The organism is Runella limosa DSM 17973 (assembly GCF_000482465.1).
Lineage (GTDB): Bacteria > Bacteroidota > Bacteroidia > Cytophagales > Spirosomataceae > Runella > Runella limosa.
Genome location: NZ_AXVJ01000043.1, coordinates 122,319 through 145,444 on the forward strand (window position 1 = coordinate 122,319; position 23,126 = coordinate 145,444).

The window sequence follows — 23,126 nt, forward strand, 5'->3', positions numbered from 1 at the left end:
AAATCAAAGTGTTGAAAAATTAGAAACCAATGTTGATACCTCCCGTGATGGTTTTCGCTTGAGGTGCCGTGTAGAAGTCATAGCCTTGCGCAATGTTGGTTACAATGTCGTCGGCATTTACTTCTGGATCCCAACCTGTGTATTTGGTGAAGGTCAACAAGTTCTGACCCGTCAAGAACAAACGCACACTGTTGATTTTGGCTTTGTTCAACAATGATTTTGGCAAACTGTACGAAAGTGTTACGTTACGCAAACGAACAAACGAACCATCTTGGATAAAACGGCTTGAAGGCTGCGCACCGTTGTTGAAGAACAAACGTGCCTCTGGGAACTGAGCACCAGGGTTTTCTTTGGTCCAAGAATCCAACTGATCAGCAGTTTGGTTATCTTCAAAACGAGCGTTGGCCGACGAGAAACGTCCTACTCCGTAGAAATTGAGTTTGTTACCAAAAACGCCATTGAAGAAGATACTCAAGTCAAACCCTTTGTAGCTAAATGTGTTTGTCAAACCACCGATGAGTTTTGGTTGTGGATTACCTACCACTACGCGTTGTGCTTGGTTGTAGGTATTTGTCGTACTACGGTCGATTGTGCCATCTGTATTTGTCACATTTTTATACCAAAGGGCATCTCCGTTGGCAGGATCTACGCCTGCATATTCGGCCGTAAAGTACGTTCCGAGTGGTTGTCCTTCTACCGCACGGCTCATGTTGTTGAGACCCGCTTCGATAATTTGCCCTTGCAAATCGGTGATTTTGTTGCGGTTAGCGGCCAAGTTGATGCTTGTTTTCCACTTAAATGCCCCTACTAGGTTGTCGGTGTTTAATACAAACTCAACCCCTTTGTTTTCCAAGCGACCTACGTTTTTCACTTGGGTAGTAAAACCAGTCGTACCTGGTACGTTTACGTTCAACAACAACCCTGAAGTTTGTTTGTTGTAGTAGTCAATTTCGCCACTGATGCGGTTGTTAAGAATACCAAAGTCAATACCAATATCAACCTGGTCTGAAGTTTCCCATTTCAAATCAGGGTTAGCCAACTGCGAAGGTCGCTGGCCTGGCAAACCTGCATAAGCAGCATCGCCCGTGTATAGCCCAAGTTGTGGGAAGTTTCCGATTTCGGCGTTACCTGTACGTCCGTAACTAGCACGAAGTTTCAAGAAACTGATAACAGCATTGTTTTGCAAGAAGCTTTCTTCCGAAAGTACCCAACCCGCCGAAACCGCAGGGAAGAAACCGTAGCGGCTGTCGCGTCCGAAACGTGACGAACCATCGATACGTGCGCTCAATCCTAAGAGGTAACGGTCGTTGAATTTGTAGTTGGCACGGGCAAAATACGACAAGAAACGGAAGTTTGTTTCGGTAGAAGTACCAGCCGTTTTACGGGCCGCACTCGCAATCATACGATAAGCATCCGAAGGGAAATCTTGTCCTTGGGTAAGGGCAAATTTTTCTTGAGATTGCTGATAAGACATCCCCAACGTTCCGTCGATGGTATGTTTTCCGAAGCTATTATTGTACGTAAAGTAGTTGTTGGTGTTGTAGTTTTCAACCCGAGTAAAGGCGTTTTCGCCCAAACCGTTTGGTGCACCGAAATTACGTTGTGTCTTGCTGTTATAGTAAGACTCTTCTTGTTGGTTCAGTACGTCCACCCCTAATTCAGAACGGAAATTCAATCCTTTTACAATCATCAATTGGCCATATATGCTGCTGATACTACGGCTAACGGTCGTATTGTAGTAGGCATTACCAATGTTGATAAGTGGGTTATAATACACAGGAATCGAAATATCACCTGGAGGCGTTCCTACTGGAAGACCCGTTTCTGGGTCGTTCTGTGGCGTCATTGGAGGCAAAGCTACCATCTGAATCGGGTTGTCAAACTGGCGGTCACCCGACAAACGATTGTTCAACGTACGGGCCATGCTCATGTTGATTCCCATGCGGAAACGATCAGATACTTTTTGGTCGAGGTTGATACGACCCGACATACGGTTGAGGGCGTTGCCAATCAAAATCCCTTTTTGGTCAAGCAATTGTCCCGACACAAAGAACGAAGTTTTGTCATTTCCTCCGCTGATGTTTAAGTCATATTGACTCATGGGCGCTTTTTGGTATGCCAATCCACCCCAGTCAGTACTTGCTTGATTGGCAGTACCAAATGTTCCTAAGCTTTGGGTTTGGAAGAAATCTTCCATGTAAGTTGTGTATGAATCTGCGGCCTTAGGGTCAATGCCATCAATACGATCCGAGTTGGCAGCCGCCTGGCGGTATAGTTTCAAATACTGTTCGGTATTCAAAAACTTCACTTGCTTCGTAGGCTTGCTTGAACCAAATTGATAACCGAAGTTGATGTTTGTACGTCCCGACTTACCACGTTTGGTGGTAATAAGCACAACGCCATTGGCCGCGCGCGAACCATAAATGGCCGCCGCAGAAGCATCTTTCAATACTTCAATTGACTCAATATCTTGTGGGTTAATGTCTGCCAATGGGTTGGTAGCACTACCGTTGTTACTCAAGTTTTGGGTAGTTACTGGAATTCCATCTAATACGTACAAAGGCTGGTTAGAAGCTGATACCGACGAGTTACCACGAACCCGCACCTGAATCGCTTGACCTAGCTTCGACGAACCTGCCGTTACCTGTACCCCAGCAGCCTTGCCTTGGATGGCTTGGTCAAAAGTATTAACAGGCATGTCTTGAATGTCAGAAGGGCGAATTTTGGCAATGTTTCCCGTCAATTCACGCTTGATTTGTGAGCCGTATCCCGTCACAACGACTTCGCTCAAACTTCTTGTTTCAGGTTTTAGCTGAACGTTGATTTCCGAGCGGCCGTTTACTTTTTCTTCCAAAACGGTGAATCCCACAAAACTAAAAACCAACGTTGCATTGTCAGGAACAGCCAACCGATAGTTTCCTTCAGCGTCAGAGTTAGCCCCTTTGGTTGTGCCTTTAACGGCAACAGCGACACCAGGCATTCCTACCCCATCTTCTGCCGAGGTGACTTTCCCTGTCACCATCTTGTCTTGCGCTCTTGCCAGAAGAACCGACAAGCACGTAGCCACTAATAGGCTTACACGTAAAATGTGTCTCATACAGTATAGTTTGTTAGAGTTAATAAATAAAAAAAGTACCAAATTAGAACATTGTTCCAATCGAATTCTTTAAGCAATACTTTGGGTATAATAAAAGTTACACAAATGAGGAATTGTTAGACCAAAATGGGCTAAAAAAACGACACGAAAATACGATGAAATTGTCTGAGAAGTTTATACTTAACAAATCATCTATTGGCAGGTGAAGACCCTGCTTGATTTTCTTGGCCAGTTTCGGCATACAATGCTCTTTTGTGTGGAAAACGACTATTTGGTAACACAAACATAACGCACAATTACCGAAAAGTCAAAGCCTTACCGTATCAAAAGTTAGTTATACTTAGGAGATATACTTAGTCAGGCTCGTAAAAACAAGTGCTTCCTCCTACCCACGTAAAGTCTTTGTTGAAGCGAACCCCAATCATTTCACCGCGACTCAAGCGGCTGAGACTTGTCAGTAGCTGCGGGCGCGGGTCATCGTCTTCCCACACATAAAGCATCCGAATCTCACATTTCACCAGCCCATCCAAGGCTTGAATGATAGGCTCGTAAGCCACTTTTCGTTGTAAAATCCAATTTTCAGGGTCAGCCACCGACGATAAATCTTCAGGAGAAACGTGGATTTTTACGCCACTTCCCGCAAATGAAAACAAAGGTTTGAGGACATAATTCTCTAAATCAGAAGGGAATTGCCCAGCGTATTCGCTCAAGAAGCGGGTATCGGGTACGTAGGGAGATTTGAGGAATGGAAGGGTATATTTACTAATGCGAAAAAACCAGTTGGGGTGCCCTACCCAAGTCACGTCCACATCATCAGTAAGGTTAAATTCCGTTTGAAGGTCAGGAAAATTACCCAAGTCGTCAAAAATCAAACGGTTATATATACGTTTGACTTGGATTTCGCGGCCGTCTTTTTCGTAGAACAATTCCCGTCCACGCTTTTTGATTTTTGTGTAACAAACTGTTTTTACCCCCAAAAATGCTTCCGTTACGGCAAAGTCGATGCGGGTCTTTTGTTGTTCGGGATAAATTTCCAACAAAATGACATTTTCGGGATTTTCGTTGCCCACAATCACTTCTTTGAGTTTGGAAATATACTCAGCTTGCGTACGCACCCCGCTGAAATAATTGCTAAAGTCGGCAGGAATAGGGAAATAATCGCGAAACTTCTCGGTGACGTAGCTTTGAAACCCAAAAACCGACGGAAAGCCCTGCAATTCTATCAGTTGAGGAACAAGCTCCCCTTGCGCATCTTTACAAATGGCAAAATCAATGGCCAAGAATGAGCTATGATTATTTTCGTTTGGTACGTTTTGGTCAGCAGGAATGGCGGGTTGGGTTTGGTTTTTAAACTCGCTTCCCACAATCACATCCACAAACGATTCACAGGCTTCAATGAGTTTATTTTTTAAGGCTTTTGGCACAAAAACAGGCGTTTCTGCCACCCTAAATTCGAGTTGATTGGGCCAATCGGTGTGAATGCCCGCAACAAATTCATTGTATTTTTCCTCGCTGAAAGCTGCGTTGTACGTTTGTCGAAGTTGTGTAATCATAGGAACTAAAAGGTTTACCCCAATAAAGGTTAGTACATCAACCAAAAATAATCAACAAATCAATTCTTCCAAATAAAACCAAGTTAAACGCATTAAAAAAAGCAGCGTCAGCGAGGCGAAATCTTAGTAGCAAAAGGGGCAAAAGCAATCCAAAAGCCCCATCGGGGCGGCCAGCGCTCGGTGGCATCTTTTACCGAGCGTCGGTGTCACCCCGATGGGGCTTTGTGGTGGATTTGATTCATTTTTCTACGAAGATGTAGCTCCTCTGGAGCAATGAATAGCGACCCTATATTTTAATGCATTAAATCTGAAATAAAACTTACTTTGGCTCAGGTTTAACGTATCGTATTTTATTCGACAATCTGCATTTGGACTTCGACATTCGTTACACTGAGTTGTTCGGCAGCTTTGCGCAGAAAAGTAGGAATAATTGACGCTTCAGTAAGCATGATTTTGTCGGGGTCTTGGAGGTGCGTCACCATGTCATTGTATTTTTCTTCCCCGTGGTTTTTAATGATTCCTTCGCGTTTTTCGTCTTTTTGGAAGTGACGAAGCATACCTTCGGCGTCGGCTTCGGGGTGGAATTGCGTCCCGAATACTTCACGAGAAAAGCGTACCGCCATCACTGCTCTTTCCAAATGCGCCACGTGCGGACGTTCTTTTTCGATACCCAAAATTTTTGCCCCGATTCGTTCTAAATGATGATGGTTAGGTTCAATCACCTGATAGTCGCGCGAGTCAACGGCATAAAATGGATCAGGCAAGTTTTTGAAAAACGGCTCTTTTTGTCCGAAGTGTGTTTTCGTCATTGGAAATATCCCAAAAGAAGTCGAGCCGCGCTTACAAACCAATCCAACGCCCCAGTGCAAACACGCCATTTGGAAGGAGTGACAAATCAAAAAGAGGTGTTTTTTGCGGGGATGATGCGGTTGGCGGTTGTATTGCCAAATCTGGTCAAGGAGTAAAAAGAAAGGTTTTTCCCACGGTTCGCCCGCTGGTTGAGGGTTACCAGGCCCGCCCGAAGAAATAAAAATATCGAAACTCAAATCAGGCACTTCGCATTTTTGGCGCACATCAAATACCTCATAGGTTGCCTCCATTCCTTCTTGATTTACAAAACGCTCCGTGATGGCTTTGATACAACGCATTCCTTCGTTGGTATACCCATCGTACATGTCCAAAATGGCAATCTTTAGTGGCTCCATTGTGATGTCTCTCTATTTACTTAACAAAAAAATCGTACTGCCGCTGGCTTCAAACTCCTGAAAGAGAGAGATAAAGGTCAGTGGCGGTACGATGTAAAAATACTATTTTCTCCGCAAAGTTACGGAAATATTATCAAACCTTATGGGTTTTCAACACCTTAAACCTTATAGGTTTTTGAAACCTATAAGGTTTCTAACGGTTTCTGGTCTTACACTTGCACCCAGCGGCGCTCGCGGCTACTTTCTACTATTTTGTCGCAAAGGCGAAGTTCACGCAAGCCATCTGCAAACGTTGGATACGTTGGATTAGCTGGTTTTCCGTTGCGGATCGCCGCATATACTTCTTTAAACAACTGCTTCGAAGTATCAGGGAAGCCTTCGTTGTGGCCACCTGGGAAAGTCATCAAAGCACGTGCTTCTTCGTGGGCAAGGGCAGGGTCACGCAACAACACTTGGTTGGCTACTTCACGACGCCCCATCCATACTTCGTTAGGCGTTTCTGAGCACCAGTTGAAGGTTTGGTTGGCACCGCTGATTTCGAGTGAGCAGCGGTTTTTACGACCTGCCGATACCTGACTCACGGTAGCTACGCCCGTGTTTCCGTTGTCGAAACGGTACAAAATCGAGGCAAAATCTTCCGTAGTAATAGGTACTTCTTCGTAATCAGAAGCTTGGAGCAATTTGCCCGAGTAGGTTGCGATGGCTTTTTTAGGCTTCATACGCGTTTTGTGAACCGTATTGAAATCTGCCATTACTTCGGTGATGTGAAGCCCCGTGATGTATTCGATAAGGTCGAATAAGTGCGAACCGATATCGGCAACGGCACGTGAGTCGCCCGATTGTGAAGGCTCCAAACGCCAGTTGTAGTCGGTCGGTAAGAAAAGCCAGTCTTGCAAATAGCTACCTTGTACCGAATAAATATCGCCGAGTTCGCCTTTTTCACGCATCGTTTTCATCTGACGAATCAACGGGTAATAGCGAAGGTTGAAGTGAACGGCATTGACCAAGCCCAATTTGTCGGCCAACTCTACCAATTCTTCGGCTTGAGCGGTTGTGGTGGCAAGTGGTTTTTCACAAACCACATTTTTACCCGCCAACAATGCTTTTTTGGCTTGCTCGTAGTGAAGGAAGTTAGGCGTACAAATGTGAACGCATTCGATAGAATCGTCGCGAAGAAGGTCGTCAAACGAATCGTAAGCGGCTGTGCCGAGCGATTGGGCACGGGCTTGGGCGATTTCGGCCGAAAAATCGGCGATACCTGCTACTTCAACGTCGGGCAAACGCCGTAAAGCTTCGATGTGGGCTGGCCCGATAAAGCCAAGACCTACTACGGCTACTTGAGTTTTGGACATAGTAATTTGGGTTTGAACGTGGGTTTATAATTGGTGGCGCAAGTTAATGTAATTTTAGAAAACTTGTCACCAACCTACAGCACACGAAGTTTAATAGTCTGACGTTTTAAGGCTTGGCTAGTCTGATTTTACTGATGAGAGAAGCAAATTGAGGTGCGACAAAAAAGGAGTTTAATAACTTTTAACAAACTTTCGTCCCTTCAAAACGCGGAATGCCGTACTTTTGCAAATAAAGTAGTTGTAAAGTTGTCTCCACGAACACAGAAGAGTATCGCAAGTGCCGCCCATTGGCTGCTATGTTTGGCCCTAATCTTGGTGGGCAACTTTGGGGCAATGTCCCAAAGATTACTTCCTCGTAAACCAACGAGCCCCGTTGTAGCTCCCGATTCGCTCCAAAAGCGCTCGGCATCACTGCCTGGCATTGGAGTCACCATGACCAATGCCGATAGTACCAAAAAAGATACCCTCCAAGCCGAAAGCGACCTCAAAAGCACGGTGGTCTATAGCGCCAAAGATTCGACCATTATGGACCCTACCGCCCAAGAAGTGCATCTTTACGGGCAAGCCAAAGTAACTTACGGAGCCATTGTGCTACAGGCGGATTACATTCGCTTAAACTGGACAACCAACGAGGTTTTTGCCAAAGGAACGTACGATACAACCTCCAAAAAGTGGGTTGGAGAACCTATTTTTGAGGACAACGGCGAAAAGTATGACACCAAAGAACTGCGATATAATTTCAAGACAAGAAAAGGATTTATTAAAGGTATTGTTACCCAACAAGGCGATGGCAATATCCGTGGGACAACGGTAAAGAAAGACGCCGAGGACAATATGTATATTCGTGGGTCGATTTATACGACCTGTAACCTGACACACCCGCACTTCCACATCGCGGCAAAAAAAATCAAAGTCATTCCCGAAAAACAGGTCATTTCAGGGCCGTTCAATTTAGTAATCGCCGATGTGCCTTTGCCCCTTGGTTTACCTTTTGGTTTTTTCCCCATTCCTAAGAAAAAAGAAATTGGTACGTCGGGCCTCATCATGCCTACGTACGGCGAAGAACCCAATGGCCGTGGTTATTACCTCCGCGACGGGGGCTACTATTGGGCGATTAGTGACAAAATCAACATGAGTATTACGGGGCAGATTTACTCCCGAGGAAGCTGGGGAGTGGGACTAGCCATGCCATATTCGGTCAAATACCGTTTCAACGGAAACTTTAACCTGCGCTTCAACCGCAACGTTCAAGGAAACGAAATCAAGGTATTGAACAAACCACGTAACGATTTTAGCCTCAACTGGACGCACACGCCCGTCACCCGAGGAACGTCGAGTTTTGGCGCATCGGTCAACATCGGTAGCAATAGCTTCAACCAGTTCAACGAATTTAGCACCCAGCGCTACATCCAAAACGTGGCGGGGTCTTCGGTACAATACAACAAGCAGTTTGGGCAATTTGCGCGAATGGGAACCAGCGTGCGCGTCAACCAGCGTTTTCCCGACCGCTCCAAAGTAGATGCTGAAGGCAAACAAATTGACCCAGGGGCGATTGATGCAGGCATTGATTTTAACTTCGGTATCAACCAAATCGCTCCTTTTGCTCTCAAAGGGGGTACGGGTGCTTGGTACGAAAGTTTTCGTTTAGGGATGGATTTCAGCGGAGGGCTAACGGCCAACAACAACATTGTGTATGCCGATACATCAAGTGCACGCTTGGGATTTGTATGGGCGAATCCTCCTTCTAACGTGGTCGGAAGTAGCACAAGTCCCATCACTACTTATGCGTTGAATGCCGAAACATTCAGCCAGTTTATCAAAAATTCACAGTTTACGGGGCGTTTTTCGATTCCGATTTCGTTGCCCAACATTAAACTATTCCGCTATATCAACATCACTCCAGGGATTTCGATGTCGGGAGATGCCTTTACGCAAAAGTTTCAATACAAATACATCAGCGGAAACAAAGTACAAGTCGATACCCTCAAAGGGTTCTATTTTGCCAACAATGTTTCGTTTAGTGCCAGCGTCAATACGCGCCTTTATGGAACAATGTTTATCAAAGGAAAACGCTTGGAGGCCATTCGCCATACTGTGATTCCTTCGGCGAGTATTAGTTATGTTCCTGACCAGTCGAATTTGTACGAAAAAACGGTGGTTAATGAGCGGGGCGAAGTGCGTTACTTGAATCGTTATCGGACCGTGGGTGGAAACTTAACGACCTCAGGTACCTCTGCCGCCGCTATTTCGTGGAGTTTAAACAACTTATTTGAAGCCAAACTCCGCCCTAAATCCGATTCTACGGGCAAACAGTTTGAGAAAAAATCTATTTTGGACAACTTGAGTTTGAACGGTTCGTATAACCTCATGGCCGACTCGCTCAACATGTCGGATATTAGTTTGGCGGCCAATGCGCAGTTGTTTAAAAACTTGAATTTCAACTTCTCGGCTAGTTTTGACCCCTACGCCTACGTGCAAGACGCGGCCTACGGTACGGTTGGACGTAAAATCAATAAGTATTCGGTGATGGCAAACCAAGGGTTGGCAAAATTGTCGAATATGAACATTGCCTTTTCGACGCGGTTTGCCCCCAAAGGTGCCGATAAGCCTAAAAAAGCAAATACCCCTAACACCGAAGAACAACAACGGATGATTAATGCCAATCCTGCGGCCTATGTCGATTTTAACATTCCGTGGACGATTAATTTTAGTTACAACTTCGGATACACAAAACAAGGCTTGGCCAAAGCAACGACCATTCAGGCCCTGACCATGCAGGGTGACTTTAGCTTGACTCCTAAGTGGAAATTTACGTATTCGACGGGCGTTGACGTCGTGGCCAAAGCACCTTCGATTACCAATGTCGGTATCATTCGCGACTTGCACTGCTGGGAAATGTCGTTCAACTGGACGCCTTTTGCAGGGTCAGGCTTCCGTGCCAATAACTACAACTTTGAAATCCGCGCCAAATCCGCCCTTTTGCGAGATTTGAAACTTTCACGCCGCCGTACATTCTACGATCAGGGTGGGTTTTAGGTAACAAAAAAGGGTTCTCAAAAGAAAACCCTTTTTTGTTGTTATTGCTCTAAAATAGCTATTAGAACGTACTCACATTGAGGCGTCCGCCCGTAACAGTTTTTCCACTAAGCGAAGCTGTTGGAGTTACAGTTGATAAAAGTGCGTTTTTGATAGTAGCAGCACTAGCTCCAGGGTTCGATGCTGCGTACAAAGCGGCTGCACCTGATACGTGAGGTGTAGCCATAGAAGTACCATTATAGCTGGCGTAGGCAGATAGAATTTTATTTCCTGATTTTTTCGGTACAGTTGACCAAATTCCAGAACCTGGAGCACCTAAATCTACTTGAGTGGCTCCATAGTTAGAGAAGCTTGACAATGCCCCTGTATTAGTGATTGACGCCACTGCAATGACGTTAGCAACGTTATAATTAGAAGGATAATTGGCCGTAGCGTCGTTGTTACTACTGTTGTTACCTGCGGCAGCAATAAACAAAATCCCCGCATTGTTAGCCCGAACAATGGCGTCATTCAAGGCTTGTGAAAAACCTCCGCCCCCCCAAGAGTTGCTAGTAGCTACTAAATTGATACCATGTCTAGTTTTTAAATCAGTGAAATAATCTACCGCTTTGATTGCGTTGGCAGTTGTTCCGCCCGTTGAACCTAGAAACTTAGCATTGAGTAGCTTCACATTCCAGCATACGCCTGCTACCCCTTTGCCATTTCCTCCGACCCCGCCAATGGTTCCTGCTACGTGCGTACCATGGTCGTCGTTTACTCCGTCGAAAACAGTATTATTATTACCCGCAAAGTCCCAGCCATAGACATCATCTTTGAGGCCGTTTCCGTCGTCATCAACGCCATTACCCGCAATTTCTCCTGGATTCACGCCCGCATTTGCCGCAAGGTCTTCATGGGTGTACATGTACCCTTCGTCGATGATTCCAATATAAACCGTATTCGAACCTGTGTGGTTATTTGCCCAAGCAACTGCTGCATGACTACCATACTGATTGGCGGGGGTTGTGGCAGCACCATACATTCCCCAAAGCGACCCATTGGTAAAATAGGTGTCGTTAGAAGTAGCATCAGTTGTGTAAATGTAGTTCGGTTCTGCATACTCAATTTCACCCAAACCTTTGGCTTGGGCAATAGCTTCAAGGGCAGGCAACGGAAGCTCAACAAGCAATACCTGTTGTCCATCACCAAATTTTTCCATCATTTTGGTGTAGATTTCTTCTTTGACTTTTCCACCAAGACGAGCTAATACCTCCGCTTTTTTACTGGAAGCAGTACCTGCCTTAAATTTCACGAGCATTTCGTTGGCAACATAGTCGATACCGACTCGTGCAGCGTTGTGTGAAGGTGTTGATGAAGGTTGCTCGGTAGGAGCCAGCTCAACTTGGCACCCTACAACGGCAGCACTCAATGTGGCTGCACATAACCATTTTGTAACTGTACGCATAACGATAAAGTTTGTTTGAGATTAAGAAAACGTGAAGACACAACCTACCTTCTCTTTTGAATATCAAGGGGTAAACAATACATTTTCATAACTTGAATAAAAAAATAGAAGTGCGATTGTGCAATGCTAAAATGAGTCTTTTTTTTAAAATTTACAATAAAATAGTATATTTTTTATTTTAAGGCTTCCCTCTTATGTTTTACCCTCTCAAGCGGGTTATGAGCAACCCTGAGCACAGTTGAGGTTTTATTTATTCCCCTTTGCACAATAACCCATCTGCCAATCTGTCAGTTTTGGCTACTGTGGCAAAGAAATTTTAGATATTTGTAGTTATAAAAAAGAGCAATAAAGGTATTTTAAAAATATGACAACCGAGAACGAACCAATCCAAAACGAAGAGATTGTGGCAGAAGAAACTACGCCTACACCAGAGGCTACAGAAATAGCGCAAGAAACGGAAGTAACCAAAACAGAAAAATTGGAAGCTGAAGTAACGGAATTGAAAGACAAATACTTGCGTTTATACGCCGACTTTGAGAACTTCCGCCGCCGTACTGCTAAAGAAAAACTCGACCTTATTTCAAATGCCAACGAAGAATTGATGAAGGCGGTGTTGCCAGTAGTTGACGACTTTGAACGTGCAATGGCATCGTTTGACACCGTAAGTGAAATTGCCCCGTTGAAGGAAGGTGTTGGGTTGATTTACAACAAGTTCTCCAAAACACTCGAAGCCAAAGGTTTAAAACCAATGACGGCAAAAGGGGAAGTATTTGATGCAGACCTACACGAGTCGATTACGCAGTTCCCAGCCCCAACCGAGGATTTAAAAGGGAAGGTAATTGATGAAGTTGAAAAAGGGTATTTCTTGAACGAAAAAGTAATTCGCTACGCTAAAGTAGTGATAGGCAGTTAAGATAATGGCACAAAAAAGAGACTATTACGAAATTCTTGGCGTAAGCAAAGGGGCGTCGGAGGATGAAATCAAGAAAGCCTACCGTAAGTTGGCTATCAAATACCACCCTGACAAAAATCCTGACGACCCGTCGGCAGAAGAAAAGTTTAAAGAAGCTGCCGAAGCCTACGGAGTGCTCAGTGATGCCGAAAAACGCAAACGTTATGACCAGTTTGGGCACGCAGGCATGGGCGGAAACGGCGGCTTTGGTGGTGGCCAAGGTTTCGACATTAACGATATTTTCTCTCAGTTTGGGGATATATTTGGCGATTCGTCGCCATTTGGGGATATGTTTGGCGGTGGTGGTGGTGGCGGCGGTGGCCGTCGCGTCCGCCGTGGAACCGACCTCCGCATCAAACTTAAATTAGACCTTCGCGAAGTAGCCGAAGGAGCTGATAAAAAAATCAAAGTAAAACGCTACGTAAGTTGCAACACCTGCGGCGGCAACGGCGCTAAAAATGGTGGCTCGCTTAAAACCTGTCATACTTGTAACGGAAACGGCCAAGTACGAAAAGTAGTAAGCACGATGCTCGGCCAAATGGTATCGACCAGCACCTGCCCTACGTGTAACGGAGACGGAAAAATTGTCACCGAACGTTGTGAAGCTTGCGCAGGTGAAGGACGGGTGTTAGAAGAGGATTTGATTAGCATCAAAATCCCAGGAGGAGTAGCCGACGGAATGCAACTTTCCATGAGCGGCAAAGGAAACGTGCCTCCACGTGGCGGTATCGCAGGAGATTTGTTGATTGTCGTAGAGGAAGAAGAAGACGAACAGTTGAAGCGCGATGGCAACAACTTGGTCTATGACTTGCACCTCAGCTTTATTGATGCTGCATTGGGAACAGCCGTAGAAGTCCCTACCCTCGACGGCAAGGCACGCGTACCGATTGAAGCGGGTATTCAAGGCGGTAAAATTTTGCGTTTGAAAGGAAAAGGAATCAAAGAGCTCAATGGCTACGGCCGTGGTGATCAGTTGATCCATATCAATATTTGGACGCCAAAACAGGTAAGCAGCGACGAACGTGCCCTGCTCGAAAAGCTCCGTAATTCTCCCAATTTCCAGCCTAAACCTGGAAAAAATGAGAAAGGATTTTTTGAAAAAATGAAGGATTTCTTCCACTAGAAATAGCAAGGATAAACAAAAAACGGGCGCTGAAAGGTGCCCGTTTTTTGTTTATACAAAGGGGGTGTACGAAACTTTGCAAATGACTAGGTAAAGTTAAACCCATAGCCCACATAGAGGTTTCACATAGAAAACAAATCGAAGTACCAATACGGCTGTCGTCTATGTTTACTATGTGTTTATTCTACTGTGCTCTATGTGTTTTAACAGAAATGCTGCGGGCTACGAAAATCGGCAATTTTATTTCTTCTAAGCCTTCCTAAACTTTCGGCATCACAATCACATAACGCCCTCCCATAAAAACATACAAAATCAGCATTGCAGTAAAAAAAGCCAAGGCAGTGATGACTAAAGCATGAAACTTAGCTTGCTTATCGCTCACCATTCCAGCGATTTTTTTACGGTGCGTAGCTGCTACGTGGATGCCCAACGCCATGATTCCCAAGAAATAATAGGGGACAAAGTAATATTTAAAAGGTGCTTCTAAGACTACCCGAGCCGCAAAATAGAAGTCGGTGTCGGTACCAAAGTAGAGACGCTGCCCAACTACTGCCCCAATATGTTGGACAATAAAAAATGCAAAAGCCCAACCAGCAAACATTTGCAAACGGTCGTTTAAACTCAAATGAGGTACTTTTCTAAGAGCCATCGCTTGCCTGATACCGCTATATACTTGAAACCCAAAGCATAACAAAAGTACTATCTCAACAACGGGCTGGCGGTAGATGGTGCGCAGGGCTTCCATTATTTCGCGGTGCGTTTCGATGCCATACCACGCCATTGCATGATTAAAAAGGTGGGCTGCGGCAAAGATTGCAATGATTATTCCCGAAATTCGGTGAAGGCTTTTTATCTTGTCCATTGTGGCGAGTGTTTATACTCCCAAAAGTCAGGAAAGCGCCAAACACTTCATTTGATAAATGTCAAAAAATCAATATTTGGCCCTGATACGGCTCAAGGTTTCGAGGGTAATTCCCAAATAAGAAGCAATATGCGTCAGTTGTAGGCGGTTGCTGAGGTCGGGAAAACGGCGAAGGAAGGTGTCGTACCGCTGTTGCGCATTTTGAAACTGAATCATGTCAACGCGTTCTTGTAAAATCAAAAACTGCTCCATTGTAACCAAACGGGCGATGCGCTCCACGACGTGAAACTGCCGACAAAGCGCTTCTAAGTCATCGTATCCAATGGAATACACCTGCGAATCTTCCAAAATTTCAATCGTATATCGACTAGGCTGCCGAGCATAGAAGCTATCGATGGCCGTAAAAGGATTTCCCTGTATCGCCAGCCAATCGACTACTTCTTTGTCTTCTTTTCCGTGAAAAACACGCGCCAAGCCCGACACCATAAAAAACATATTGTGACAGACTTGGCCTTGCTGAAAAATAATTTCTCCCTTGGCAAATCGGTGAAGCTTGGCTTTTTGGGCAATGAGCGCTTTGGCTTCCTCGGGAAGGCGTTCTATTTCATCAAAAAAGTGAATAATGGGCGACATCATTCAAAAAACCCTTCTTCGTACGCTTCACAAAATGCGAAATAATCTTGATGAACTTTGTTGGGATATTCACAGCAAAACGTGAGTAGGTCTTGCTGCCACTGCGGTTGCTTCGCAAAATCAATTAGCTCATCGGCAATCGACGAACCTTGACGCCCTGCACTTCGTAAATGCCCCGAGGCAACAATAACAGCCGTAGTTCGGATTAGGTCTTCGAGCGTTTCCAGCTCGCCGTCCCACAAATGAAAATCTAGCTTGTCTTGCTCAGGCTGAAGTTCTTTCAATACAAACGATTTACCCTGACCTACGATTTCACAAAACAAGGTTGGTAGTACATTATTAACCCGACTTTGGATACCTACAATCCGAGCGGCTTCAGTAGGCCAAGTGGGCTGCGAAAGCGGCAAAAGGGGTGTGAGCGTGGATGCTCTTGCCTCTTTGAGATCAAGCAAATACTGTTTTTCTTTGGTATTTTCGACCAAAATCACGTAACGTTCTAAGCCCAAACTCGCCGTTCCTGTGAGCCGCACACCGATGTCACAAATACGGGTAAAAAACGGATTGGGGTGTTGTTGAAGCCAAGCCGTTAGCAATGTTTCGATTTCCGAACGCTTTTGCGCCGAGATAGGCAACACCTTCCCATTTTCGAGGTTAAGTTTGCGTTCACCTTCTACTTTTACGGTACGTGTTTTGATAAAATCCTTGCGACGGCGTTTTTCGAGTTGATCAAAAAACTCGGCCAACATACCTGTGGCAATGCGCCTCTCAATGTCGATGGGTTTTCCCGAAACCAGGGTTTTGGTATAACTGTCCAAAAACGCGAGCGCCATTTGCTCATTTTCTTCAGATTCCAAATCCAACTCCTCCCCCGCAATGTAAATGCTCGTGAGCATTCGCGCTAGTTCCCAAGTAACGGGCAAAAGAGCGGCATCATCAAAATCGTTAATGTCAAAATAAACCAAGCGGTTTTCGGCTTTGTAGGTACCAAAATTCTGCAAATGCAAATCTCCACATCCCCAAACGTGGGTCGGGTCGGTGGTCGAAAAATGCTGTGCAAAGTCTTGAAAAAAAACCGATGAAGTTGCCCGAAAAAATAGAAACAACCCCTCCGACATACGTTCGTATTTTTGTTCCAACAACTGTGGGCTGCGCCCTTGATTCGACTGTTTTATGTGTTCGTTGACTGTCATAAGTGTAATTACGTCTAGTACTTTTCGTGAATTTCGGTCAAAATCCGCTCTACTTCAGCCCGAATTTCGGCCGTTTTTTTGATATAAGCGCCGTTCATTAGGCTAAAAACCAGCGTTTTGCCGCTTTTGGTACGAAGATAACCACTCAAACAATACGTATTGGCCAACGAACCCGTTTTGGCAAAAACAAAAGGCGTTTTGCTTTTATACTGACTCCGAATGGTTCCCGCTTTTCCACCAATGGCCATAAGCCCAAAGAGGCGTTCTTGCTCAGGAACTTTCGCATGTATTTTTTGCAATAGTTTCACCACCGAACGCGGCGTAAACAAATTGTAGCGCGACAAGCCCGATCCATCTTCCCAAATAGGCTCATCGGGGAGGTCGGCCAAAAATTGTTTTTTGACGTGTTCGATGGCTTTCGTAGCGTCGATGCCTTCATTGTTAGGGTCGAGTTGGGAAGCGCATAAGAGTAAAATTTGCTCCGCAAACATGTTATCGCTCACCTGCAACATACGGCGGTAGAGGGTATCAATAGGCAAGCTGTAAAGTGTTTTGAACTGCGACCCGAGGGCTGTTTTGGGAAACAATCGAACTTCTTTTTTGAGCGTATCCGAAAGCAAATAGGCCATGGTGGAGTTGGCAACGCGGAAGGGTAAATCTTCGGTAAAAGATTTGGTAGGCCAACCCATCGAGTAAAAATTATTAGCAAATTCGTCGCGCGTTAGTTTGAATTTCTCTGACCAAGCCGCCGTGCGCAAACTATCTTTGAAGATACGTGGGCTCACGGTGTTGTTGGTAAAGCGTACGATGTTTCCGTACAAAGGCAAAGGCGAAATTTCGGCTTGGTAGTAGTCGCCATAATCGGCCCACGACCAACCCGCCCCGAAGCGCTTGCCTGTGTAATTGTGGGGATAATAAAACAAATGGCCGCGCCAGTTTTTCAGAAAAGCAAAAACGTTTGAGGCAGGCATATCGGGATGAAGTAAAGAGGGATCGCCCGTTCCCCAAAAAATCAGCGAATCGCCCTTGGTAGCATAGCGCAAGGCGGGGATAGAATCTCCGAGCATACATAGCCCCGCATAGAGCGTAAAAAGCTTGGTGTTGGAGGCGGGTGTAAAATAGCGATCGGCTTGATATTCGGCCACAGTTTCTTGTTTTTCGAGGTCATACAAGGCAAATCCCGTATGGTTTTGACGAAAAACCGCCGAATTACTCACCAGTTCTCCCCACTTGGTAGCAGGCGGTGCGTTGTTAATTTTAGCCGTAGATTTGGTTTGGGAAGTAGCACAACTTGTCAATAAAAAACTGCTAATAAAGACAAAAAAAAGGGTTTGTAGAGGACGTAGCATAAAATCAAGCTTGTGGGTGGTACGTTCGCGAACTTTGCCAAAGTTGGGGACTTTGCCAAAGGTTTTTACATAATTTCCTCAAAACTTTTTTGGCCAGCCACCGTTTATACATATAAGTTCCCTTATTTTGGGCTTCAAAGCTTTTTATTCCTATTTATAGCATGACGTTTCAACCTTTCTTAGAGGCCATTGGCAAGCAAGTCGATAACACCACCTACGGAGCAAACCCCATCGAATTATACGAACCTATTCAGTACATCATGTCTTTGGGAGGCAAGCGTTTACGGCCTCTTTTGACAACACTCTCTGCCCATCTTTTTACGGATGATTGGCAGAAAACTCTCAAACCCGCCGTGGCCGTCGAAGTGTTTCACAATTTTACGCTCATGCACGACGACATCATGGACTGCGCACCTTTGCGCCGTGGCAAACCGACAGTCCACGAAAAATGGAACGCCAATACGGCCATTTTGTCGGGCGACGTGATGCTGGTCAATGCCTATGAACTTTTGTTGGATGTAGAACCCGCCTATTTACCCAAAGTCATTAAGCGCTTTAATCGGACGGCGGCAGAAGTGTGCGAAGGGCAACAGTTTGACATGAACTTTGAGACGCGTACTGACGTGTCGCAGGAAGAATATATCGAAATGATTCGTCTCAAAACGTCGGTTTTGCTGGGCTTTGCCATGGAATTGGGCGGAATTATTGCAGGAGCCGACGACGCCACCACCCAAGCCCTCTACGACGCGGGCGTAAGCATGGGGCTAGGTTTTCAGTTAAAAGATGACTTGCTGGATGTGTATGGTGACCCCGAAAAATTTGGAAAACAAGTCGGCGGCGACATCATTGCCAACAAAAAAACGTTTATGCTCATCGAGGCCCTTTTGTTGGCCGAAGGAGAAACCAAAGAGCAACTGCACTACTGGCTGACTCAGGAACAAGGTACGTACGACACCGCCACCAAAGTAGCTGCCGTGACCGATATTTATACCCAACTGGGAATTGACAAAATTGCGGAAGCCAAAGCCAATGCGTATTTTGCCCATGGTTTTGAAGTTTTGCAAAACCTGCCCGTAGCTGAAGCACGCAAAAAGCCTTTGCTTGATTTTGCCGATTTTTTGGTGGGGCGAGAAAGCTGATGTGTATTTGCCTCACAAGCGGTCAAAAAAGCATTTCTTAAACCAGTTTAAGTTTTTTTCGTGCTCATACGCCACCTTTGTGAAGTCATTAAAAACTAAACAAAAACAAAAATGAGCAGCCGCGTAAAGATTCAAACTGCCTTTCCCGAAGCGTGGAAAGCCATGTACGGAGTTGAAACTACCCTAGCAAACACCAACATTCCGCTTACGACCAAAGAATTAATGAAAGTAAGAGCTTCGCAGCTCAACCAATGTGCTTTCTGTATCGACATGCACGCTACCAGCGCCCTAAAAAACGGTGAAACTGCCAAACGATTACTGTTATTGGATGCCTGGAAAGAAACTGACCTTTTTTCGGAAGAAGAAAAAGCCGCATTGGCCGTTGTCGAAGACATCACGCTGATTCACCAAGGAGGCTTGACAGAGGCTACTTACCAAAATGCCCAAAAGTATTACGACGAAAAAAGTATCGCCCAACTTATCATGGTGTCGGTCGTTATCAATTCTTGGAATCGAATTGCCATCAGTACTCAGCTTCCTGTCGCCAAATAGCCAATAGTCATTTTATTTGACAACGGCCTGACAGCAAATGGGTTGAAAGGTAATGTGCTACTTTAGCAGTAATTTAGCAGGGAAAGGGACTTTTGTAGGATGTAAATAAATGGACAGTCAACACTTACCATTGTATCAAATGAAATCAAACCTTTCTCGCCGCGATGCCCTCAAAACCTTAGGAGCTTCGGCGGCTACGATTCCTGCTATTGTCGATTCTGCTGAAGCGCATGCCCCCCTTAAACTCAAAGGAAATATCAAGCACTCAGTTAGTCGCTGGTGCTACGCCTCTATCCCTTTCGAAGAACTTTGCCAAGCCAGTAAAGACATGGGCATTGAGTCGATTGAGCTAACAGGGCCAAAAGAGTGGGCGATTATGAAAAACTACGGCTTGACCTCTGCCTTGGGATGGGCCGATCCTTGGCCTGAAAAAACGGGCTTAGGTAGTTTTTTAAACGACCCTAAAAATCACGACATCATCGTAAAATGCTACGAAGAATTGTTGCCCCAAGCCCAAGAGTACGGAATCACCAACGTAATTTGTTTCTCAGGAAACCGCCGTGGTTTGGGCGATTATCAGGGATTGCTCAATTGCCAAAAAGGGCTTAAACGCCTGATTCCGTTGGCCGAAAAATACAACGTAACCCTGACGATGGAGCTGTTGAGTTCGCGCGCTAGTCACCCTGACTATCAAGCCGACAATGTAGAATGGGGCGCAGTTTTGTGCGAAATGGTAGGGTCGGAAAAATTCAAACTCTTGTACGACATTTACCACATGCAGAGCATGAGCGGTGATCATATTCGCAATGTTCAGCGTTATGGCAAATACATCAGCCATTACCATACAGGTGGGCACCCTGGCCGTAACGAAATCGACGATACCCAAGAGATTTATTACCCTGCCATTGTGAAGGCGATTGTGGCGTCGGGTTATAAAGGATACATCGGACAAGAATTTGTACCAAAAGCCAAAGACAAAGCAGGAATGCTAGAAGCTTTGAAAAAATGCGTGTTGATTTGCGACGTTTAGTATAACGCAATAACTAGAAAAGCCGCCCTAAAACTTGTTCTAGGGCGGCTTTTTTGTTGTTAATGGGTATATAAAGACAAACTAAGCAGGACAAAAAACTGGTTGAACAGGGGTTGATTTCTCTAAAACGAGACCATTGGTATGTTTTGACAAAATAAAGCCATGTTCGTACAAATACTCTAAGTTCCAGCGGCGTACCATTCCGTGCTGCATCAACAACGGGCTTTCGGCATGATTGATAAAATGACCCAGTCCATAGTAGTCATCCATTTCTTGGGCAGTAATGCTAAACGGTGCAGAATTAATCAGCGGGAAATATTCGAGTGTGATTACTAACGACTGAGTACCTACGTCGGTGAGGCGGTCGATGGCACGCAGGTATTCTTGGCGCATGTCGAGCGGCAACGCCACGAGCGAAGCACGGTCATACACCCAGTCGATAGGGCCGAGGTCTTCGGGGGTGAGCGCCATAAAATCTTTTCTAAGTAGGGTAATGTTGCCTGCGACGTAAGTCTCTTCGTCTGGTTGGTGATACGATAATTTATTCTCCTCAAAAAACTCAATAATGGCTTTTTCAACAATCTCGACTCCGATTACTTTGTCGGCAAAAGCCGAAAGATAAACCATGTCAAGACTTTTGCCGCACAAAGGAACAAGGACAGTTTTACCGCGTAATTCGCTGGGGGTAAAGTATGTTAAAACAAACGGATGAATGTCGCGACGGTGAAAGCTCGTGTAAAAACCGCCCTTGTCCCATGAGTCGAACCAAAATTTTGCTTCCATAACTGTAGTTGATTAAAGAGTGTTTAGAGGATAAAAAAGTATGTTTTAAAATCTTGAAACAAAGCTAATGGCTGTTAGAATGTGCCACAATCAAGAATGAAGCGTGGGTTAGTCTGACTGAATAACTGGCGCCTTTTGGCTGATTGTTGGTTCAAAAGTAAGGGAGAGAAATGGGGTACTCAAATCTGCTTTTTTGAGGCGTTGATTTATGCTTTTCAAGCGTTGATTTTGGTCATTAAGGCGTAAGTTCCAACTTTTTTGTACGTCAATGCGTCGTATTCAAAACCCTTAATGATACGCCAATGAAATACTTATCTCTGTTATTGTTTGCGGTGCTGCTGCTCACAAATTGCCAGCGCGAAGCCGTTACTCAAGACCCAAACGTGCTTGAAGGAGCATATCAAACCAACGCTTTCTTAGATCCATTGTGCATTGCCATTACCGACGTCAATCAGCTTCCTCGTCTTGATATTCTTAAAAATTCGGATGGAAGCTACCGTTTGGTGCGCACTACATTTATCCCCCAAACCGCTACCACTACCCTCGAAAACATTTCGGCGGTGGCCATGTCAGGCGGGTTTTCGTTGCGCTACCAAAACCAACAAATTGGGACGTACGAAGATGGAAAGTGGTTTAATGGAAAAAAAGAAGTAAACTCAATGGTGCTAAAAGTTAGCCATACCGATACTCAAGGTACTTTTTTCTACTACGCAGGGGTTAAAAAATAGCCCAAAGGAAAGTTAATGCGCATGCTTTTTGAGCCACTTATCCAAGACAGGAATACACCGTAAATTGGCCCGATTTTGGTAGCTTTCGAGCGGCGTATCCAAGGCCGCTCGCAGTTTCCGAACCGCAGGGACGTAGTTTATTTCTGAGCCTTCAAATTTGGCAATGGTTTCGAGTACATCTTCCGTTTCGGAATAAAATTGTCCATCGTAAAACGTATGCGTTCGGCGCATTCCATCTTCAAATTGCTTGGCCATTTCCAAGATTCCTGTTTCGATTGACCTGAAAAACAAGCTTTTGTCGGGAACGTCATTATCGGCTAAAAAAGCAAAAACCTCGCCCGCCCAAGGAGTTTCTAAGCGACTGACAAGGTACTGTTGCCACTGTGGATTGGACTTAATTTTAGCCAACGCCGCATTTCTGACTTCGGTATCTTGGTATTTGTTGGTAAATACCAAAATCGTCACCAACGACGTTTGAGCGTCGGTATTTTCTATTTCTTTTAAAAACTGTTGCTTACGTTGCGCCTCTTCGTTGGTTACTGTTTCAGCGCGTTGAATGACTTGAACAGGTAGGCTGACAAGCCATTCGCCCACCATTGCCATACAACTTAGGGCGTAGAATAACACAACTCCTTTGAGTGCCCACTGCCAAATTACGTTTGGAATGGCATTTTGTAACCAAGGGTTAACAAGTACAAAACCCACTGCCAATAAAGGCGGCAAAGCCCAAACAGCGACGTATTTACCCAAAAAACGCATGAACCACGGTGCGCCACCATCGCCGTTCATCGCTGCAAAAAAGCTAAAAACCATCACTGATATCCACCCCAAAACAACCAACGCATTGCGAAGAGACGGTTTTTCGGAAATCCAACCAAGACCACCCTTCCAAAATACCAACGCCGTAACAATGGTGATTCCAACGGCAACGGCGGCATAAGCAAACAATAAAGCAAAGGCATGACCAACGCCCGCATCTCCGCCAGGCGTGGGTTTTCCAGCCATGGTGGCAAGACTGAAGTAGCCAATAAGTGCCAACAAAAGGGCAAGATTTCCAAAGAAGGTCATAGCTTTAAGGGGAAAAGACCCTCAAAGCTA

The 23,126-nt window shown here is 45.2% G+C and carries 18 protein-coding genes; 7 read left to right on the forward strand and 11 right to left on the reverse strand.

Features of this window, described 5'->3' with window-relative positions; genetic code table 11:
- Nucleotides 1–19: 19 nt before the first annotated feature.
- The 4 genes from K339_RS0104530 to K339_RS0104550 form a co-directional block, all read right to left on the reverse strand.
- Nucleotides 20–3,097 carry a SusC/RagA family TonB-linked outer membrane protein gene (locus K339_RS0104530; RefSeq protein ID WP_028522556.1) on the reverse strand — a complete coding sequence of 1,026 codons (3,078 nt, stop codon included), beginning with the start codon at nt 3,095–3,097 and terminating at the stop codon, nt 20–22.
- Nucleotides 3,098–3,450: 353 nt separating this feature from the next.
- Nucleotides 3,451–4,650, reverse strand: coding sequence for an ATP-grasp domain-containing protein (locus K339_RS0104535; protein WP_028522557.1), 1,200 nt, complete (start codon nt 4,648–4,650; stop codon nt 3,451–3,453).
- Nucleotides 4,651–5,000: 350 nt separating this feature from the next.
- Entirely contained in the window at nt 5,001–5,855 is an 855-nt protein-coding gene (locus tag K339_RS0104545; RefSeq protein WP_028522558.1) for a type 1 glutamine amidotransferase, read from the reverse strand.
- Between the two features lie 209 nt (nt 5,856–6,064).
- Nucleotides 6,065–7,207: a Gfo/Idh/MocA family protein gene (locus K339_RS0104550; RefSeq protein WP_028522559.1), complete on the reverse strand. Its 1,143-nt coding sequence runs from the start codon at nt 7,205–7,207 to the stop codon at nt 6,065–6,067.
- Between the two features lie 333 nt (nt 7,208–7,540).
- Here K339_RS0104550 and K339_RS0104555 point away from each other — a divergent pair, with 333 nt between their 5' ends.
- Nucleotides 7,541–10,243, forward strand: a complete 2,703-nt coding sequence (locus K339_RS0104555; RefSeq protein WP_211243777.1) for a putative LPS assembly protein LptD — start codon at nt 7,541–7,543, stop codon at nt 10,241–10,243.
- Between the two features lie 61 nt (nt 10,244–10,304).
- Here the strand turns inward: K339_RS0104555 and K339_RS0104560 are convergent, their stop codons facing one another.
- On the reverse strand, nt 10,305–11,687 hold the full coding sequence (locus K339_RS0104560; protein ID WP_028522561.1) for a S8 family peptidase: 1,383 nt from the start codon (nt 11,685–11,687) through the stop codon (nt 10,305–10,307).
- Nucleotides 11,688–12,051: 364 nt separating this feature from the next.
- Here K339_RS0104560 and K339_RS0104565 point away from each other — a divergent pair, with 364 nt between their 5' ends.
- Nucleotides 12,052–12,600 (forward strand): nucleotide exchange factor GrpE, encoded by a 549-nt coding sequence (locus K339_RS0104565; protein WP_028522562.1) that lies wholly within the window; start codon nt 12,052–12,054, stop codon nt 12,598–12,600.
- A 4-nt stretch (nt 12,601–12,604) separates the two neighbouring features.
- Entirely contained in the window at nt 12,605–13,762 is a 1,158-nt protein-coding gene (gene dnaJ / locus K339_RS0104570) for a molecular chaperone DnaJ (RefSeq protein ID WP_028522563.1), read from the forward strand.
- Nucleotides 13,763–14,021: 259 nt separating this feature from the next.
- On the opposite strand, the gene K339_RS32535 is transcribed toward dnaJ, so the two are convergent.
- The 4 genes from K339_RS32535 to K339_RS0104590 form a co-directional block, all read right to left on the reverse strand.
- Complete coding sequence (locus K339_RS32535; protein ID WP_051397800.1) at nt 14,022–14,624, reverse strand: hypothetical protein; 603 nt, start codon at nt 14,622–14,624, stop codon at nt 14,022–14,024.
- Between the two features lie 69 nt (nt 14,625–14,693).
- On the reverse strand, nt 14,694–15,260 hold the full coding sequence (locus K339_RS0104580) for a Crp/Fnr family transcriptional regulator (protein ID WP_028522564.1): 567 nt from the start codon (nt 15,258–15,260) through the stop codon (nt 14,694–14,696).
- Nucleotides 15,257–16,447, reverse strand: coding sequence for a DUF2252 domain-containing protein (locus tag K339_RS0104585; protein WP_028522565.1), 1,191 nt, complete (start codon nt 16,445–16,447; stop codon nt 15,257–15,259). The genes K339_RS0104580 and K339_RS0104585 overlap by 4 nt, the downstream gene beginning before the upstream one ends.
- Before the next feature lie 14 nt (nt 16,448–16,461).
- Nucleotides 16,462–17,796 (reverse strand): D-alanyl-D-alanine carboxypeptidase/D-alanyl-D-alanine-endopeptidase, encoded by a 1,335-nt coding sequence (locus K339_RS0104590; protein WP_028522566.1) that lies wholly within the window; start codon nt 17,794–17,796, stop codon nt 16,462–16,464.
- A 161-nt stretch (nt 17,797–17,957) separates the two neighbouring features.
- Here K339_RS0104590 and K339_RS0104600 point away from each other — a divergent pair, with 161 nt between their 5' ends.
- The 3 genes from K339_RS0104600 to K339_RS0104610 all read left to right on the forward strand — a co-directional run bounded on the left by K339_RS0104600 (nt 17,958) and on the right by K339_RS0104610 (nt 20,517).
- A complete protein-coding gene (locus K339_RS0104600) occupies nt 17,958–18,935 on the forward strand; it encodes a polyprenyl synthetase family protein (protein ID WP_028522567.1) in 978 nt (325 codons plus the stop codon).
- A gap of 111 nt (nt 18,936–19,046) precedes the next feature.
- Nucleotides 19,047–19,487, forward strand: a complete 441-nt coding sequence (locus tag K339_RS0104605; RefSeq protein WP_028522568.1) for a carboxymuconolactone decarboxylase family protein — start codon at nt 19,047–19,049, stop codon at nt 19,485–19,487.
- A gap of 139 nt (nt 19,488–19,626) precedes the next feature.
- Nucleotides 19,627–20,517 (forward strand): hydroxypyruvate isomerase family protein, encoded by an 891-nt coding sequence (locus K339_RS0104610; protein ID WP_028522569.1) that lies wholly within the window; start codon nt 19,627–19,629, stop codon nt 20,515–20,517.
- A gap of 81 nt (nt 20,518–20,598) precedes the next feature.
- Here K339_RS0104610 and K339_RS32540 read toward each other — a convergent pair whose 3' ends face one another.
- Complete coding sequence (locus tag K339_RS32540) at nt 20,599–21,300, reverse strand: class I SAM-dependent methyltransferase (RefSeq protein ID WP_051397803.1); 702 nt, start codon at nt 21,298–21,300, stop codon at nt 20,599–20,601.
- A 302-nt stretch (nt 21,301–21,602) separates the two neighbouring features.
- Between K339_RS32540 and K339_RS0104620 the strand changes: the two genes are divergently transcribed.
- Entirely contained in the window at nt 21,603–22,028 is a 426-nt protein-coding gene (locus K339_RS0104620) for a hypothetical protein (protein ID WP_037299213.1), read from the forward strand.
- A 12-nt stretch (nt 22,029–22,040) separates the two neighbouring features.
- Here K339_RS0104620 and K339_RS0104625 read toward each other — a convergent pair whose 3' ends face one another.
- Nucleotides 22,041–23,096 carry a hypothetical protein gene (locus tag K339_RS0104625; protein ID WP_028522571.1) on the reverse strand — a complete coding sequence of 352 codons (1,056 nt, stop codon included), beginning with the start codon at nt 23,094–23,096 and terminating at the stop codon, nt 22,041–22,043.
- Nucleotides 23,097–23,126: the final 30 nt, after the last annotated feature.

What these genes read in the sequence shown, in the direction of transcription:
- K339_RS0104530 (WP_028522556.1), bottom strand. Translation starts at nt 3,097, where the DNA reads ATGAGACACATTTTACGTGTAAGCCTATTAGTGGCTACGTGCTTGTCG.
- K339_RS0104535 (WP_028522557.1), bottom strand. Translation starts at nt 4,650, where the DNA reads ATGATTACACAACTTCGACAAACGTACAACGCAGCTTTCAGCGAGGAA.
- K339_RS0104545 (WP_028522558.1), bottom strand. Translation starts at nt 5,855, where the DNA reads ATGGAGCCACTAAAGATTGCCATTTTGGACATGTACGATGGGTATACC.
- K339_RS0104550 (WP_028522559.1), bottom strand. Translation starts at nt 7,207, where the DNA reads ATGTCCAAAACTCAAGTAGCCGTAGTAGGTCTTGGCTTTATCGGGCCA.
- K339_RS0104555 (WP_211243777.1), top strand. Translation starts at nt 7,541, where the DNA reads ATGTCCCAAAGATTACTTCCTCGTAAACCAACGAGCCCCGTTGTAGCT.
- K339_RS0104560 (WP_028522561.1), bottom strand. Translation starts at nt 11,687, where the DNA reads ATGCGTACAGTTACAAAATGGTTATGTGCAGCCACATTGAGTGCTGCC.
- K339_RS0104565 (WP_028522562.1), top strand. Translation starts at nt 12,052, where the DNA reads ATGACAACCGAGAACGAACCAATCCAAAACGAAGAGATTGTGGCAGAA.
- dnaJ (WP_028522563.1), top strand. Translation starts at nt 12,605, where the DNA reads ATGGCACAAAAAAGAGACTATTACGAAATTCTTGGCGTAAGCAAAGGG.
- K339_RS32535 (WP_051397800.1), bottom strand. Translation starts at nt 14,624, where the DNA reads ATGGACAAGATAAAAAGCCTTCACCGAATTTCGGGAATAATCATTGCA.
- K339_RS0104580 (WP_028522564.1), bottom strand. Translation starts at nt 15,260, where the DNA reads ATGATGTCGCCCATTATTCACTTTTTTGATGAAATAGAACGCCTTCCC.
- K339_RS0104585 (WP_028522565.1), bottom strand. Translation starts at nt 16,447, where the DNA reads ATGACAGTCAACGAACACATAAAACAGTCGAATCAAGGGCGCAGCCCA.
- K339_RS0104590 (WP_028522566.1), bottom strand. Translation starts at nt 17,796, where the DNA reads ATGCTACGTCCTCTACAAACCCTTTTTTTTGTCTTTATTAGCAGTTTT.
- K339_RS0104600 (WP_028522567.1), top strand. Translation starts at nt 17,958, where the DNA reads ATGACGTTTCAACCTTTCTTAGAGGCCATTGGCAAGCAAGTCGATAAC.
- K339_RS0104605 (WP_028522568.1), top strand. Translation starts at nt 19,047, where the DNA reads ATGAGCAGCCGCGTAAAGATTCAAACTGCCTTTCCCGAAGCGTGGAAA.
- K339_RS0104610 (WP_028522569.1), top strand. Translation starts at nt 19,627, where the DNA reads ATGAAATCAAACCTTTCTCGCCGCGATGCCCTCAAAACCTTAGGAGCT.
- K339_RS32540 (WP_051397803.1), bottom strand. Translation starts at nt 21,300, where the DNA reads ATGGAAGCAAAATTTTGGTTCGACTCATGGGACAAGGGCGGTTTTTAC.
- K339_RS0104620 (WP_037299213.1), top strand. Translation starts at nt 21,603, where the DNA reads ATGAAATACTTATCTCTGTTATTGTTTGCGGTGCTGCTGCTCACAAAT.
- K339_RS0104625 (WP_028522571.1), bottom strand. Translation starts at nt 23,096, where the DNA reads ATGACCTTCTTTGGAAATCTTGCCCTTTTGTTGGCACTTATTGGCTAC.